The sequence below is a fragment of the Haematobacter sp. genome (assembly GCF_032102465.1).
Classification (GTDB): Bacteria; Pseudomonadota; Alphaproteobacteria; order Rhodobacterales; family Rhodobacteraceae; genus Haematobacter.
Genome location: NZ_DAMDHB010000006.1, coordinates 108,821 through 123,811, shown reverse-complemented (window position 1 = coordinate 123,811; position 14,991 = coordinate 108,821). Strand labels below are relative to the sequence as shown.

Genomic DNA, 14,991 nt, shown 5'->3' with positions numbered 1-14,991 from the left:
GTGAGCAGGGAGCGACCGAGAATTGGCGATGTCGCGCGGATGGCGGGCGTCTCGACGGCCACCGTCAGCCGGGCGCTCTCAAACCCGGCGCTGGTCAGCAGGGAGACGCGGGCCGCTGTCATGGATGCGGTGGAGGCGACGGGCTACCGGCTCAATCAGGCCGCGCGCAACCTGCGGCACCGACGGACGGGCGCGATCGTGGCGCTGGTTCCAAATCTTGCCAACCCGTTCTTTTCCCAAATTCTCTCGGGTATCGCCTCCGTGCTGGGTCCGGCGGGCTATAATCTGCTGATCGTCGATACATGGACGGCCGGTTCCGATCGGCTCCGCGACTGTGCCGAACCTTCGCTGGCGGACGGGCTGATCGTTCTGGACGGCACCCTGCCTGCGGAAATCGTGACGGGCCGCCTTCCCGTGGTGGAGGCCTGCGAGTGGATCAATGGATTGGCCGCACCGCGGGTCAAGATCGACAACCGGGCCGCGGCGGGGCTGGCGATCGACCACCTCGTCGATCTGGGGCACCGGCGTATCGGCCATGTCGCGGGCCCGCCGGAAAGCGTGCTGAGCGTGGCGCGGCTGGCCGGTGTGAGGGATCGGCTGGCGATGCGCGGGCTAAGTCTTGCCGAAGATGCTCTCTATGCGGGGGATTTTTCGCTCGCCTCGGGGCGGCGTGCGGCTCTCTCCTGGATCGCGCAACCTGCTGATCTGCGGCCCACCGGCCTGTTCCTCGCATCCGACGCCATGGCCTGCGGCTTCATGGCGGAGGTTCAGCGCCACGGCATTCGCGTGCCGGAGCAGGTTTCCATCGTCGGGTTTGACGATATCGAGCTGGTGTCACATGTTTCGCCGCCCCTGACGACGATCCGCCAGCCGCGTACCGCCCTTGGCCGCATGGCGGCGGAGCGCCTCCTTCATCAGCTTGGCGGCGCAGAGGAGGCGGAAAGCGACACGATCCTGCCGGTGGAACTGGTCATCCGCTCCAGCGCCACCGTATTCGCAGGGTGAACCCTTCCGGTTGCCGGACCTTGCCGGAGCGATCTGGGGCGGGTTTGCGGGTTGCGCCTCCCGGTCGTCAGTTGCGCATTTTCTAAAGCACGCGGGCGCCGCGCTGGTTTCCATGGGATGCATCGGGGCTACCGGGAGGTCGGCATCGAAACTGGATCAGCGTCTCACAAAAGGGTTGCGGCAGAAATACCCATCCAGTAATGAAACGTAATAACATTACATATGGAGCATGCCATGACCGTCAGCCCCCTTGCCCCGGATCTCCGGCTGCCTGTCACTGTGCTTTCAGGGTTTCTGGGCGCAGGCAAGACGACCCTTCTCAACCATGTTCTGAACAATCGCGAGGGCCGTCGCGTCGCGGTGATCGTCAACGACATGTCGGAGGTGAATATCGACGCCGATCTCGTGCGCGGTGGAACCGAACTGTCGAGGGCGGAGGAGAAGCTGGTAGAGATGACGAACGGCTGCATCTGCTGCACCCTGCGCGACGATCTGCTGCTTGAGGTGCGGCGTCTCGCCGAGGAGGGTCGCTTCGACTATCTACTCATTGAATCCACCGGGATCGCAGAGCCGCTCCCCGTAGCCGCGACCTTCGATTTCCGCGATGCGGGGGGCGAAAGTCTGTCGGACATCGCCCGCCTCGACACGATGGTGACCGTGGTCGATGCGGTGAACCTGACCCGGGATTTCTCCAGCCACGACTTCATTGCCGATCGCGGTGAGAGCCTCGGAGCGGAGGATGAGCGCACGCTGGTCAACCTGCTGACCGACCAGATCGAATTCGCCGATGTCATCATCCTGAACAAGGTCACCGCCGCGGGCCCGGTCCTGCTGGGTCTGGCCCGCAAGATCGTCCGCGCCCTCAACCCCGATGCGCGGCTGATAGAGACGGATTTCAGTCGGGTGGCGGCTGACGACATCCTTGACACGGGAAGGTTCGACTTCGACAGGGCGCATGAGCATCCGCTCTGGGCCAAGGAGCTTTACGGGTTCGAAAACCACGTCCCGGAGACCGAGGAATATGGGATTTCCTCCTTTGTCTATCGGGCCAGGCGGCCATTCGACCCGCGCGCGATTCACGCCGTTCTCAACGGCGATCTGCCGGGCGTGATCCGGGCGAAGGGGCATTTCTGGATTGCGAGCCGACCGAACTGGGCGGTGGAGTTCAGTCTTGCCGGCGCCGTCTCCAGCGTGACACCGCTTGGCGGGTGGTGGGCCTCCGTGCCGCGGGACCGCTGGCCCGGTCATCCCGACAGTCTCGCCGAGGTGGCGAAGGTCTGGCAGGACCCTTGGGGTGACCGGCGGCAGGAACTGGTATTCATCGGCGCTGGCATGGACCGGGAGGCGCTGACGGCGGCCCTGGACGCCGCGTTGATCGATGCCCAGGACTTTACCCCGGAGCGGTGGAAGCAGTTGCCCGATCCGTTCCCGCAATGGGAACAGCGCCGCGTGGCTTGAGCCGTCTGCCTGCCAACCGCAAGCCTCCAGAGGCATTGCCGTGCCGGCCTTGCAGCGCATGGTCTTCTGCCTCGGACCGAAGGAATTCCACGATGGCGCAGAACCTTGCCACCTCCTTGAAGTGCCGCCGCCGCCGGTGCCCGATGCAGCGTTACGACGGGCTTCCGCCTGAACTCAGGGCGTGGCTCGCGGGGGCGGCTTTACCGTGGAGCCCCCATTCCGCGCTGCGTCTGTGGTCGCGCGCGCTGCGCGAGGCGCAGGGTGATGCCGGATCGGCCCGCGCACGGCTCGACCGGACGGAGCGGAGGATGCTGGAAAGGGACCGTCTCAGGATCTGGGGCCGCAGCTATCCGCGACCGGCTGGCCTCCACGAGACGGGGGAGGCGCTGCCTGCAGCTCGACGGAAGGGGCCGGTATTCCGCGGCCGCCACCAGAGCTGACATCGCGGCTGCTCAAGGGTGGCTTGCTCCCGGGACACTTCCTGAAGGCAAGGTGTCGAATTCGATGTCAACGTGCCGGTTCTTCCGGGGGCGTTGTTCACTTCCGCAGCGGGCGGCAGGGTTCCCATGGCCCGCTGCGATCTGAGCGAGGGCGAGTGGCGGCGGGTCGAGCCGTTATTGCCGAAAGCCGTCCAGAGCAGGTCCCGAGCTCGGGGCCGACGTGTGGTGAACGGGATTCTACATCCTGCGCACCGGGCGCTGCGGCGCGATCTTCCCGACCGCTGACACCGTTTATGGTCGCCTCAACCCCCGCAGCAGGTGCGGTATCTGGCTGAAAGTGTTTGAGGAGCCGGCGCAGCGCGCGCCGCAGCCGGTCGCGTTGATCGGCTCGTCCAGAGTCCGCGCCATCAGCTCGTCGCCGGTGGGAAAAGGGCCGAGGATCCTGTCCTTGGCCATTCTCACGGCGGACCAAGTTGCAGGATCCACGCCATTGTCGATCAGAATGGCCCGTCCCGTCCGCCTGCCTGTCACGCGGGACCGTATCGCACCTGGTAACGCCTCCGGCGGGACGGTGGCCCCGGTGTTGCCGAACGCACCGCCGGCATCCGTGATTGCCGATCGCGGCTCGGACAGCCGTGCCTTGTTCGCATGGGTGGCGGCAAGGGGACAGGCCCGTGTTCCAGCGGCGCAGCCACCCGCACCGCACAGTCCTGTCCGACCTCTGCCGCGGCAACCTGATCGAGAGAGTTTTCTGCAAACTCAAGCAGGTCGCGCCGCATCGCCACCCGTTTCGGGAGACAGGCAACCAGCTTTCCTCCCCGCAGGCACCCTCCCATCGGCGAGGATAGGGTGGTGCTCAGGTGTGTCCGTAACTCAGTCAGACGGTCTCGGTGATCCTCTGGTTCAGGGCATCGAAGAACTGGAGCGTGAGTTTCTTGGCGGTCGAGTCGATCAGCCGGGTGCCGAGCTGCGCAAGCTTGCCGCCGATCTTCGCTTCCGCATCGTAGGTGAGCAGCGTACCCCCCTCCACGGGAGCCAAAGCTATGACCGCGCCCCCTTCGGCAAAGCCCGCCACGCCGCCCGATCCCTTGCCGAAGATGCGATAGCCGTTCGGCGGGTCGATCTCGCTCAGCGTGACGTCACCGGCGAACCGCGCCTTGACCGGTCCGACCTTGAGCGCGACCGTCGCCGTCAGCCGGTCATCCTCGCCGCGCTCGAGACTTTCACAGCCGGGAATGCAGGCCTTCAGCACTTCGGGGTCGTTGATCATCTGCCACACCGTTTCCACGGAGGCGGGGATCAGTTGTTCGCCGGTGAGTTTCATCGCGTCCTCCGCTCAGATGTAGTCAGCGGCACGGTCAGCTTCGACCGCCGCCGGATCGCGTTCCGCCGCCGTCCCGAAACCGGCGCCACCCGGCGTCCGCATATGGATGCGGTCGCCCTTGCGGATGACATGCTGCACCTTTTGCTCGTTCGGCGTCAGCGCCCGGTCGTTGATCTCCAGAACCCCCGGCTGCCCATGGTCGCCGCCCGCGATTCCTGGCGGGGGTACCACGGTCCGCTCGGCATGGAAACCGACGACCACCGGCAGGTCGGAGCGGTATTCCAGCAGTGTCTCCTGCCCCAGCCCGCCGCGATGCCGCCCTGCGCCACCGGAGCCGATGCGGAAGCGCTTGTGCTGCACGCGGAAGTTCGACTGCTGCTCCATCATTTCCACCGGCACGCAGGAGATGTTGGAGGGCCAGCTCAGCGCGTTGTAGCCGTCGCGCTGATCCGTGCCGCCTGTGCCACCGTTGAAGAAGAACTTGTTCACATAAGTTTCGCCCGTGGGCGTGACGCCGGTGGCCTGAAGGCTCCAAAGCGGCGAACCGGGGCCGGCGGCGACGCGGGTGGGATCGGCCTTCGCCAACGCGCCGAACACGGCGAACGGCAGGAAATGCCCGGTCAGCGTTCGCGTCTGGCCGGAGGCGGGGTAGCGATGGTTCAGGATCGATCCCTCCGGCGCCACCACTTCGATCGGGCGCAGCGCACCATCGTTGTTGGGCATGTCGGGCGCCAGGATGCATTTCAGCCCGTAGACCGTCTGGGCATAGGTGTAGCAGAGCGCGACGTTCACCGCCCGGTCCACCTGGGGGGAGGTGCCGTCGTAATCCACCAGCACGCTGTCGCCCTGCACCTTGACCTTGATCCGGATGGTCAGCGGCTCCACCACACCGTCGGTGTTCAGTTCGTAGTCGTATTCACCGTCCGGGAACCTGCGGATGGCGTCCCGCATGGCGGCCTCCGACCGATCAAGAATCTCGTCGGCGAGACTCACGAGTTCGGTGAGCTGGTAGTCGTCCATGAGGGCAAAGAGCCGCTTTTCCATCAACTCCAGCGCAGAGACCTGCGCCCAGAGATCGCCCACCACCTGATCGGGAACGCGGACGTTCTTGCGCAGCAGCGCGATGAAGGTCTGGTCGACCTTCCCTGCGTCGATCAGCTTCAGCATCGGCACCTGAAAACCTTCCTCGAACACGTCGCGGATGTCGGAGGTGCCTGTGCGGCCGCCCATGTCGGGCGAATGCGTGGTGGAGGCGGCAAAGCCCGTCAGCTTGCCGTTCAGGAAGATCGGCTTCACCACGGTCAGGTCCGGCAGGTGGCCGGTGCCCATCCACGGGTCGTTGGTGATGAGCACGTCGCCCGGGTTCAGCGTCTCCGCCGGGAAATGGTCGAGGAAATGCCGCACCGTCTTCGGCAGCGTGCCGATGAAGGAGGGGATGGAGTCGGTTGCCTGTCCCAGACACCGGCCCTTCGGATCGGTGATGATGCAGGAGAAATCGTAGGATTCCCGCACAAGCGTGGAGAAGGAGCTGCGCACCAGCGCTGCCGCTGCCTCATCGACCACGGAGACCAGGCGGGTCCAGATCACTTCGAGTGTGACGGCGTCGAACCGAGGGGTTTGCATGAGCATCTTGCTGTTCCTGTCCCTGAGCGTCAGTTGGCGATGGTGACGACGATGTTGCCGTTGGGCTCCACCCGGAAGCTGCCCTCGGGGCCCACCACGAGAGTGGATTCCGGCTCCTCGATCACCGCCGGGCCATGAATGTCGATACCGCCCGGCAGCATGATCCGGTCATAGACCGGGGTTTCCGTGAAGTCGCGAAGTTCGGGGAAATAGATCTGGCGGCGCTGTTTCACGGCTGTTTCCGGATCGGCGCCATCGGTCTGACGTGCCATCCGCGCCGAGCCGGTTTCGGCGGAGACGGTGATGCGGACGTTGACGATCTCGATCCGGTCGGTGGGCGGGTTCAGGGTGAACACCTCCCTGTAAGCCGCGCGGAAGGCGGCCAGCACCGGCTCCATCGAGGCGGCGGAGTAGGGGCCTTCCGGCAGTTCCACGACCAGCTCGAAGCCCTGACCGATGTAGCGCATGTCTGCCAGCCGGCGCACGCTGATCGCTTCCGCCTGCGGTACGGTCTCCGTGACAACCGCGCGGCTTTCTGCTTCCAGCCGCTCGAAGGTCATCTCGAGGGCGGACCAGTCCACCTCGGCCACGGGCCGGGCGACAGTCGCCACCCGATCCACCCGCGCGGGGGCGATCAACAGGCCAAGCGCCGAGGCCACGCCCGCGCCCGGTGGGCAGACCAACCGGCCGAGGCCCAGCTTCCGCGCCACCTGATAGCCGTGCAGCGGACCGCCGCCGCCCGTAGTGACGAGCGCATAGCGCCGCGTGTCCTTGCCGCGTTCGGCGATGTGCACACGTGCGGCGCTGGCCATGTTCTCGTTCACGATGTCATGCACGCCCCAAGCCAGTTCGGGAACGGAAAGCCCCGTGGCACCGGAGAGCGATCCGAGCGCCGAGGCGGCCGCTTCCGGGTCAACACTCATCGTGCCACCGGCAAAGAAGTCGGGGTTCAGATAGCCGAGCGTGAGGTTCGCATCGGTCACCGTGGGAAGCTCGCCGCCCAGGCCGTAGCAGGCCGGACCGGGTTTGGAACTCGCGCTTTCCGGGCCGACCTTCATGAGACCCATCTTGTCGATATGGGCGATGGAGCCACCGCCCGCACCGATCTCGATCAGTTCGATGGTGGAGATCTTGATGGGCAGGCCGGAGCCTTCCTTGAAGCGCCGGGTCCGGGCAGCCTCGAACTTGTAGGAGATCAGCGGTTCTCCTTCATCGACCACGGACAGTTTCGCTGTCGTGCCGCCCATGTCGAAGGCCAGCACATGCGATACGTCCGACCGCTCCCCAAAGAACGCCGCCGACAGCGCGCCGGCAGCGGGGCCGGATTCAAGGAGCTGGATCGGGTTGCGCCGGGCTTCGTCGATATTGGTCAGCCCTCCGCTCGAAACCATGAGGAACAGGGGCGCGGTGACGCCGATCTGCTTCAGCCGGGTTTCGAGTTCGGTCAGATAGGCCGCTGCAAGCGGCTTGACATAGGCATTGGCGACGGCGGTGGAGGTCCGCTCGTATTCGCGGATCTCGGGTGCGACCTCGAAGGAGGTGGTGACGGAGACGCCCGGATAGGCAGTGCGGATGAATTCTGCCGCCGCGTCCTCATGCGCCGGGTTCGCATAGGAGTGAAGGAAGGAAATCGCGATCGACGTGGCCCCTTGCGTGACAAGGCTTTCCACCGCCGCCTTCAGGCTCTCCATGTCGAGGGGCGTTTCCACCTCGCCGCGCGGGGTCATGCGTTCCCTCACCTCGGCACGCAGGGTGCGGGGGACGAGGGACCGCGGCATCTCGATGAAGATATCGTAAAGTTCGAATTTCCGCTCGCGGCCGATCTCCAGAACATCGCGGAAACCTTCGGTCGTCAGCAGCGCCGTCACGGCGCCCTTTCGCTCGATCAGGGCGTTGGTGAACAGGGTCGTGGCGTGGACGACGCGATTGACCTCTGCCGGATCGACGCCTTCGCGCCGGATGATGCGCTCTGCGCCCCGGATCACCGCCTCGGAGGGGCGGTCCGGTGTGGTGAGGACCTTGAGGTTGTGCTGAACCCCCTTCTGCGGCTCGAAAAGCACGAGGTCCGTGAAGGTTCCGCCAATATCGATCCCAAGTGAATAAGGCATCGCATCGTCCCGTCCTGGGGCCGCCATAGCGCTCAGGGAGCGGCGGCTGGTTGCTGCTGGTGCGCCGGGAACCGATGGGTCGGGTCCCTGTCTCGACATTTCTACGCCCGAAATAATAATCGCACAAGTGTGCGAAAAACATTAAAGGCAAAAAATCTCCCGTTTGCGGCGATCAGTGCGGAATGGTGTCAGAGATAATCTGCCGCATTGGAGACCCAGCCCCTGGCGAGAAAGTCCGCGCGCGGCGGCGCGAAGATGTCGATCAGGAGATGACGACCGGACCCCAGACCTTCGGTCGTGTGAATGACTTTCGGAGGGATCACGCAAAGGCTGGGGGACGGAGCCTCGAGATGCAGATCTTCGCGCCAGACGGTCGCGTCGGGCCCCCACGGCGTGCGCAGATGGTGCAGGAAACTGCCCGCCAGCGCCAAGGACCCCTGCTCAAAATCCTCATGCGCGTGGGGCGAAAGCTTCGTTCGGTCACGCAATCCCGTGTATTCGACCCAGTTGAAGCTGAGGCATCGGCTGCGCAGGATCTTCAGCCGCGGCTTGTCGGTGGGCGCGTGGATATCATCCGCGTGGATGACCCGAGGCCCGGACTGCACCGGATGGCCCGGGGGCGCGAGTGGCAGTATCCCGTCTTCGGCTGCAGCATAATCGGCGTCGTTTATCGCATCGGCAGGGGCGCCGCCGCTGATCGGCTTGATGATGGCGATCGCCGTTCCGGGTGCGGCCACGATGGAAAAATCACCCTCCCCGAGCAGGCAGAGAGAGCGGGCAGGGGCTTCGACCGTCCGATCTTCCTGTGTCACGCATCCGGAAGCATCGGGAAAGATCGCGACCGCTTCTATGGCGGCTTGCTGGCGGAGAGGCTCTGCTCCCGCCACGGCATAGTCCACGATGAAGCGCTTGCCCCGCGCCCGCGTCAGCCGCCAACCGGAGGGAGCCGCATCCGTCGGGAATTCCACGAAACCGGGCAGGCGCGGCATGGTCTGAATGGTCATTGTGTGATCCTTTCGTTTTGAAGGGAGCCAGCTTCGGCCAGAGTCCGCGCGCCTGCCAGCACCATGCCCTGATCGGAACCGATGAGTGCCAGGGAGACGCCCCGGGCCCGCAATCCGGCAAGGGCGGAGGGCGTCGCGCCATAGGCGCCAAACGCCCGGCCGGATGCCTGCGCTGCGGAGGCGACGCGGCTGAATGCCCGGTCGATTTCCGCGCCACCGGAGCGTCCGAGCCCCAGTCCGACGCCAAGGTCTGCCGCGCCAAAGAATACGCCGTCGATGCCAGGGGTCGCCGCGATGGCTTCCACCTGATCCAGAGCTTCCGGGTCTTCGATCTGGGCGATGACACTGACTTCCTCGCCTGCTGCAGCAAGGAAGTCGGCCATGGGTCGCGCCGTGAAATCTCCATGCCGGGTGGAACCGGCATAACCGCGTCCACCTGCGCCGAACCTTGCCCAGCGGGCCACATCGGCAGCCAGCGCGGGTGAGCGGACGTGGGGAACGAGCAGCCCGGAGGCTCCGCCGTCCAATGCCTGAAGCGCGGCTTCCGGGCTGGCATGGGAAAGCCTGACCAGCGTTGGCAGGTCGAGAGCCCGCGCCAGGGCAAGGCACCAGTCCAGCTCACGCCGGCCCAAGGCCGAATGCTCTGCATCCAGACAGATGAAATCCACCCCGGCCCGCGCCATGATCTCCACAATCTCGGAGGCGGGGGTTTTGATGAAGGTGCCTGCCATGAAAGCACCCGCGCGAAGGCGGGCGCGGAAGCGTGAGGCTGCGCGCTCTTGGGACACGGATGGTCTCCTGTTCTGAGGATCGGCTATGCCGGCGATCAACTTTTCCCGGGTCAGCGGGGCAAGGGTTCCCGCCAGCGGAAATACTGCATCGCGACCGGGATCAGCCATTCCTGCCGCGCCGGCCACGCCACGGCACGCGGAGCATCAAGGCGGAACAGGCTCCGCGCCTCCTCCGTGCGGCCAAGGATCGCCATGGCCGCCTTGTTGCCGAGATAGGGCGCCATCGCGAGGCCGGAGAAGCAGTAGCCCATTGCGAAATGTATGCCCTCATGCTGACCGACATGGGGAAAAAGATCCTCCGTCGCCGCGCATTTGCCCCGCCAGGCGTGGGAAATCCGAACATCCCGCAGCTCCGGGAAGAAATAGGCCATCTCCTCCCGGAGGCGCAGGGCCATATGGCGAAGTGAGGGGTGCAACAACCCCGTCCGTCCGCCAAGCGCCAGCCGATTATCCGGGGTGATCTGGTAGTAGGTCGAATTCTTGCGGTTGTCGTGATAGGTGCGCCGCCCCGCCCGCAGACGCGCCACGGTCGCTTCGGGAAGCGGTTCCGTGCCGATCATGAAAGCGACGATAGGGATAAGCCGCCTGTGGTGCCAGCGCTGGCCTTTCGGCGTGTAGCCGTTGGTCGCCACCAGGACGTCTCGCGCAATGACCTGCCCGCGCGTTGTGTGAACCGCGAAGCCCCGCGGTTCTTTCTGAATTGCCGTCACGGGGGTATCGCCGAGAACGCGCGCGCCCTGCGCCATGGCCTCATCGAGCATCGCTCGAGTGTAGAGCGCCGGGTTCACTGCCGCGTTGGCGCGGATGTGCACACCTCCGACGTATCGGTCGGATACCAGTTCGGCGTCGCCCGCCGTCAGGAAATCGACAGCCTCGCCCACGTGTCGGGCTCGAAGCTCCCATTCGCGGAACAGCTTGTCGCGATGGCCCGGAGTGACTGCGCCCACCACCCGGCCGCAGTTGCGAAAGCCGGTTGGGCGGTTCAGCGTGGCGATGCGGGAAAAGGCATCATCATAGACCTGACCCAACTCTCCGAACCAGGCCTTTGCCGTATCGAGGCCGCGCTCCTCCATCATCTGGCCGAAGCTGTGCTTGAAATACCGCCCAAGCATCGCCCCGTTTCGCGAACTGGCCCCCCCGCCCGGAACGCCCGCGTCCAGCAGCAACACATCCCGCCCTGCCGCCGCCAGTGTCTGTGCCGCCGCCGCACCCGTCAGACCCGCCCCCACGATCACCACATCGGCGCGCGTCGGCAAGGGAGCGGGAGCACCCCGCGCCATTCCACCGGCAAGCGTCCACCACAGGGGCGTCTCCGAAAAATCATCGGTAAATGGCGGAAGACTCATTGGCAGCCCCTCGAACTTACGTCAGAATGTTTATCGCACAACTGCGCGAAATCCAATATACGAATTTCCGACGGATGTGGGAAACCGGAGAGGAAATGGGAAAGAGGGCCGCGGGATGATCGAAGTGACGATGAAGGTGAACGGGCGGGAGATCACGCGGACCGTGCCGGGACGGCGGCTTCTCGTCGAGTTGCTGCGGGAGGATCTCCGTCTCACCGGCACACATGTCGGATGCGACACCAGCCAATGCGGGGCCTGTACGGTCCACCTCAACGGGCGCAGCGTCAAGTCCTGCACCGTGCTCGCCGCGGCCTGTGACGGGGCCGAAGTCACCACGATCGAAGGTATCACCCCGCCCGAGGGGCTCCATCCGATGCAGCAGGCGTTTGCGGACACCCACGGCCTGCAATGCGGCTACTGTACGCCCGGCATGATCATGACGGCCCTGTCGCTCGTCCGCCCGGGAGGAGGGGTGCCGGATCGGGAGGAGTTGCGTGAGTTGCTGCATGGCAATCTTTGCCGCTGCACGGGATATCAGAATATTCTCGCCGCCATCGAGAAAGGCGCAGAAATGATGCACCGGGGAGAGGCGTGATGCACGACTTCGCCTATCACCGTCCGCGCGATCTTGCCGAAGCGCTGGCACTCCTTTCCGGTGACGACGGGGCAATGGTTCTGGCAGGGGGGCAAACACTTCTGCCCACCATGAAACAAGGACTGAACCAGCCCTCCGCATTGATCGACCTGTCGGGGATTGCGGGGCTTTCCGACATCCATGAAATCGCGGACGGTTTTCAGATCGGCGCGATGGCCACGCATGCGGCCGTGGCGGGTGATCCCGCGATCCTGCGCCGGTTTCCTGCTTTTGCGCGGGTGGCCCGCCAGATCGGCGATCCCCATATCCGCAACCGGGGAACGATTGGGGGTTCCCTTGCCAACAACGATCCCTCTGCAGATTATCCGGCCGCCCTGCTCGCCTGCGGTGCGGTGATCGTGACGGACAGAAGCGAGTTGCCGGTGGAGGAGTTCTTTGCCGGGCTTTTCGCTACGGCGCTCGATTTTGGCGAAATCATCACCTGCATCAAGGTGCCCCAGCCGAGGCGCTTCGGCTATGCCAGCATCCGCAACCCCGCCTCCCGCTATGCAAGCACCGGTGTCGCCGTGGCGGTGCGTCAGGATGGAACGGCGGTTGTCGCGGTGACGGGGGCAGGGCAGGACGGTGTGTATCGCTGGTCGGAGGCCGAGGCGCGCCTGAATGATGATTTTTCGGTTGCAGCCGTGGAGTCCCTCTTGCCGGACGCGGATGACATGATGGCTGATGCCCGCACGCCGGGCGCATACCGGGCGGCCCTTGTTCTCGCCATGACGAAGGCTGCGGTAAGGACGGCACATGAGCAACAGATCAGCCGATGGCGATGATGCCTTGTGATGCGCGCTTCTCCGACCGCCATTATCGCTTGCCTTCCCGGCAATCATGCGGGGAATGGTTTGGGGGAGTCACATCGGGAGGATCTCCGGCATAGTCGATGCAGCGCCTTGATGCGACCAAGGCCCGAGCAACGCGGGCTTCGGCAAGGGCGCTCGGGCTGCGGGGAAGTTCGCCTGACAAGAACGCCCGGCGTCGAGGCGGCTGAACTGAAAAGGATGTCCGCTTGCGCGCGCTGATGATTTCGGGAGAGGGTTGCGGTGCTATCCGGCCGTCCGCCCCCTCCGACCGCCCGTGTCGTGTGCGGGAGGACACTCCGTCGGATACTCCGATGGCCGCCCCGGAGCCGGCTTCCAGCCTGCATCGACGGCAGGTTTGCGATAGCTCTGGCGATCATCTCCCCGGCAGCAGTCTCCACCATCTGTTCGCGCCAAAGTATCGCGAAGGGTCGAAAGGGGCCTAAACCCTGAACAAAGCCAGCCCATAAGGATATTCAGGAAAAGCCGCTAATTTTTTCGAACATCTTTGCAGAGTGAAATTTTTTATGGTGTTAGGCATAGTATCGCCAAAGCCGATGCCGTTTGCAGTCGGTATGTTGCGGACGCCGCAAGTATTATTTTAATCGCACGCCTGGTTTACCGCCAACGCTTTATCGCTGGACAATTTATGGAATTTGCGAGCATTCTCCTTGCAAGAAGGGGGAAGATTCCTCGCCCTTCCGAATTTAAACTAGGCGTCTGCTTTTTCTGCCAGACAATGAACAGCGGCTGATGAGTAGGCGCTCCATCTAAAGTGAATTACACCATTCGGTCGTGATAGCCCCCGTGGCAGGTGTCTTTTTGGCTATCTCAACTGATATATTTCGGGGGCAACGACTTGGCTGGAAGCAAACCCTCTGGTCCCGATAACGAAGGCACACTGTCTGGATTTCTGGGAACCGTCGAGAGGGTCGGCAATGCCGTGCCCCACCCGGCAATCATATTCCTGATCCTGATCGGCATCATCATCGTCCTGTCGACGATTTTCGGCCTGATGGGCACGTCGGTGGTCTATGAAGGCTACGACGTGGCACTCGGCGATATCGTTGAGCGGGAAAGCAGCGTCCGCAGCCTTCTGTCGCCGGATGGAATACGGTTCATGCTGACCAGTCCGGTGGCCAATTTCCTGGCCTTCACCGGCGTGGGGGTGATCCTCGTGGCGATGATCGGTGTCGGGCTGGCGGAGGAATCCGGGCTGATCGCGACGCTGGTGCGCAAGCTCGTGGCGATCGCGCCGCGGGGGATCTTCACCTTCATGATCGTCTCGGTCGGCGTCCTGTCCTCGATTGCGGCGGATGCGGGATACCTCGTGCTCGTGCCGCTGGCGGCCGCTGCCTTTCATAGCCTTGGCAGGCATCCTCTGGCGGGCCTCGCTGCGGGTTTCAGCGGTGTTGCCGCAGTGTTTCTGGTCAACGTCTTCGTGACGCCCACGGATGCGCTTCTGGTGGAAGTCACCAATGATGCGGTGCGTTCGGTCAATCCCGCGGCGCAGATCACCCCCGTCGGCAACCTCTATTTCATGATCGTTTCCTCCATCGTCATGGCGATCATCTGCACGATCATAACCGAGAAATACGTGGAGCCCCGCCTTGGCCCCTATACCGGTGGTGTACCCGTGGAGGTGCATGACGGGCTGACGGACGCGGAACAGCGCGGGCTGAAGGCAGCGGGCCGTACCCTGCTCATCGTCGTGCTCATCATCGCCGCGCTCACGGTGCCGCCGATCCCATGGGGCATATTGCGCAATCAGGACACGGGCGGGATCATGTCGGGTTCGCCCTTCATGAGCGCGCTCATCATTCTGATCAGCACGGTATTTCTGTTCGTTGGCTATGCCTATGGCCGCGCGGCGGGCACGATCGAAAACATGACTGCCGCGATCGGCCTTATCGTGAAGACCTGGGGCGGACTGTCCGGCATGATCTTTCTGCTGTTTGTCATCGCCAACTTCATCGCCTTCTTCAACTATACCAACCTTGCGACGGTTCTGGCGGTCAACCTCGCCGATATCCTGCAGGCCGCGCCGCTGGGAGCGACCAGCTACATCTTTCTCTTCATCTTATTGGTGGCGCTCATCGACATCATCCTGACAGGCGCGCTGGCGAAATGGGCCATTCTGGCGCCCGTTTTCATTCCGCTGTTCATGCGTCTCGGGGGTGAGCCCAACCTGGTGCTGGCGGCCTATCGCGTGGGCGACAGCCCGATGAACGTCATCACGCCGCTGAACGTGTATCTGGCTGTCATGGTGGGGTTCGCCCAGAAGTATGAGAAGGACGCCGGGATCGGAACGATCGTGGCTCTCATGCTGCCCTATACGGTGGTGCTTCTGGTGCTTTGGACCCTGATGCTCGTCGCCTGGTACCTGCTCGGCGTCCCGTTGGGGCCGAACTGATCCAGCGACGGTTCCCGTCACCCGAATATACAGCGC

General features: G+C 64.2%; 12 protein-coding genes. 6 read left to right on the top strand and 6 right to left on the bottom strand.

All coding sequences use genetic code 11. From position 1 onward, the window contains the following. The 3 genes from RT513_RS06390 to RT513_RS06380 all read left to right on the top strand — a co-directional run bounded on the left by RT513_RS06390 (position 1) and on the right by RT513_RS06380 (position 2,903). On the top strand, positions 1-1,005 hold the full coding sequence (locus RT513_RS06390; protein ID WP_290690335.1) for a LacI family DNA-binding transcriptional regulator: 1,005 nt from the start codon (positions 1-3) through the stop codon (positions 1,003-1,005). 234 nt (positions 1,006-1,239) lie between these two features. Beyond that, positions 1,240-2,463, top strand: a complete 1,224-nt coding sequence (locus RT513_RS06385; RefSeq protein ID WP_290690337.1) for a GTP-binding protein — start codon at positions 1,240-1,242, stop codon at positions 2,461-2,463. A gap of 92 nt (positions 2,464-2,555) precedes the next feature. Further along, positions 2,556-2,903 carry a DUF6525 family protein gene (locus RT513_RS06380; protein WP_290690339.1) on the top strand — a complete coding sequence of 116 codons (348 nt, stop codon included), beginning with the start codon at positions 2,556-2,558 and terminating at the stop codon, positions 2,901-2,903. Between the two features lie 877 nt (positions 2,904-3,780). Here the strand turns inward: RT513_RS06380 and RT513_RS06375 are convergent. The 6 genes from RT513_RS06375 to RT513_RS06350 form a co-directional block, all read right to left on the bottom strand. Then, a complete protein-coding gene (locus RT513_RS06375) occupies positions 3,781-4,227 on the bottom strand; it encodes an SRPBCC family protein (RefSeq protein WP_088215469.1) in 447 nt (148 codons plus the stop codon). Between the two features lie 12 nt (positions 4,228-4,239). Then, entirely contained in the window at positions 4,240-5,856 is a 1,617-nt protein-coding gene (locus tag RT513_RS06370) for a hydantoinase B/oxoprolinase family protein (protein WP_290690344.1), read from the bottom strand. A 23-nt stretch (positions 5,857-5,879) separates the two neighbouring features. Further along, positions 5,880-7,958, bottom strand: a complete 2,079-nt coding sequence (locus tag RT513_RS06365) for a hydantoinase/oxoprolinase family protein (RefSeq protein ID WP_290690347.1) — start codon at positions 7,956-7,958, stop codon at positions 5,880-5,882. Positions 7,959-8,146: 188 nt separating this feature from the next. Further along, the gene (locus tag RT513_RS06360) at positions 8,147-8,962 is read right to left on the bottom strand and encodes a hypothetical protein (protein WP_290690349.1); all 816 of its coding nucleotides are present in this window, start codon (positions 8,960-8,962) and stop codon (positions 8,147-8,149) included. Next, positions 8,959-9,750 carry an HpcH/HpaI aldolase/citrate lyase family protein gene (locus RT513_RS06355; protein WP_179209173.1) on the bottom strand — a complete coding sequence of 264 codons (792 nt, stop codon included), beginning with the start codon at positions 9,748-9,750 and terminating at the stop codon, positions 8,959-8,961. The genes RT513_RS06360 and RT513_RS06355 overlap by 4 nt, the downstream gene beginning before the upstream one ends. Before the next feature lie 53 nt (positions 9,751-9,803). Further along, on the bottom strand, positions 9,804-11,099 hold the full coding sequence (locus RT513_RS06350) for an NAD(P)/FAD-dependent oxidoreductase (RefSeq protein ID WP_290690353.1): 1,296 nt from the start codon (positions 11,097-11,099) through the stop codon (positions 9,804-9,806). Positions 11,100-11,214: 115 nt separating this feature from the next. Here RT513_RS06350 and RT513_RS06345 point away from each other — a divergent pair, with 115 nt between their 5' ends. The 3 genes from RT513_RS06345 to RT513_RS06335 all read left to right on the top strand — a co-directional run bounded on the left by RT513_RS06345 (position 11,215) and on the right by RT513_RS06335 (position 14,955). Beyond that, on the top strand, positions 11,215-11,694 hold the full coding sequence (locus tag RT513_RS06345) for a (2Fe-2S)-binding protein (protein ID WP_290690356.1): 480 nt from the start codon (positions 11,215-11,217) through the stop codon (positions 11,692-11,694). Continuing rightward, positions 11,694-12,518: a xanthine dehydrogenase family protein subunit M gene (locus RT513_RS06340; protein WP_290690358.1), complete on the top strand. Its 825-nt coding sequence runs from the start codon at positions 11,694-11,696 to the stop codon at positions 12,516-12,518. The genes RT513_RS06345 and RT513_RS06340 overlap by 1 nt, the downstream gene beginning before the upstream one ends. A gap of 838 nt (positions 12,519-13,356) precedes the next feature. Then, positions 13,357-14,955 (top strand): AbgT family transporter, encoded by a 1,599-nt coding sequence (locus tag RT513_RS06335; RefSeq protein ID WP_313533753.1) that lies wholly within the window; start codon positions 13,357-13,359, stop codon positions 14,953-14,955. The last annotated feature ends 36 nt before the right edge of the window (positions 14,956-14,991 follow it).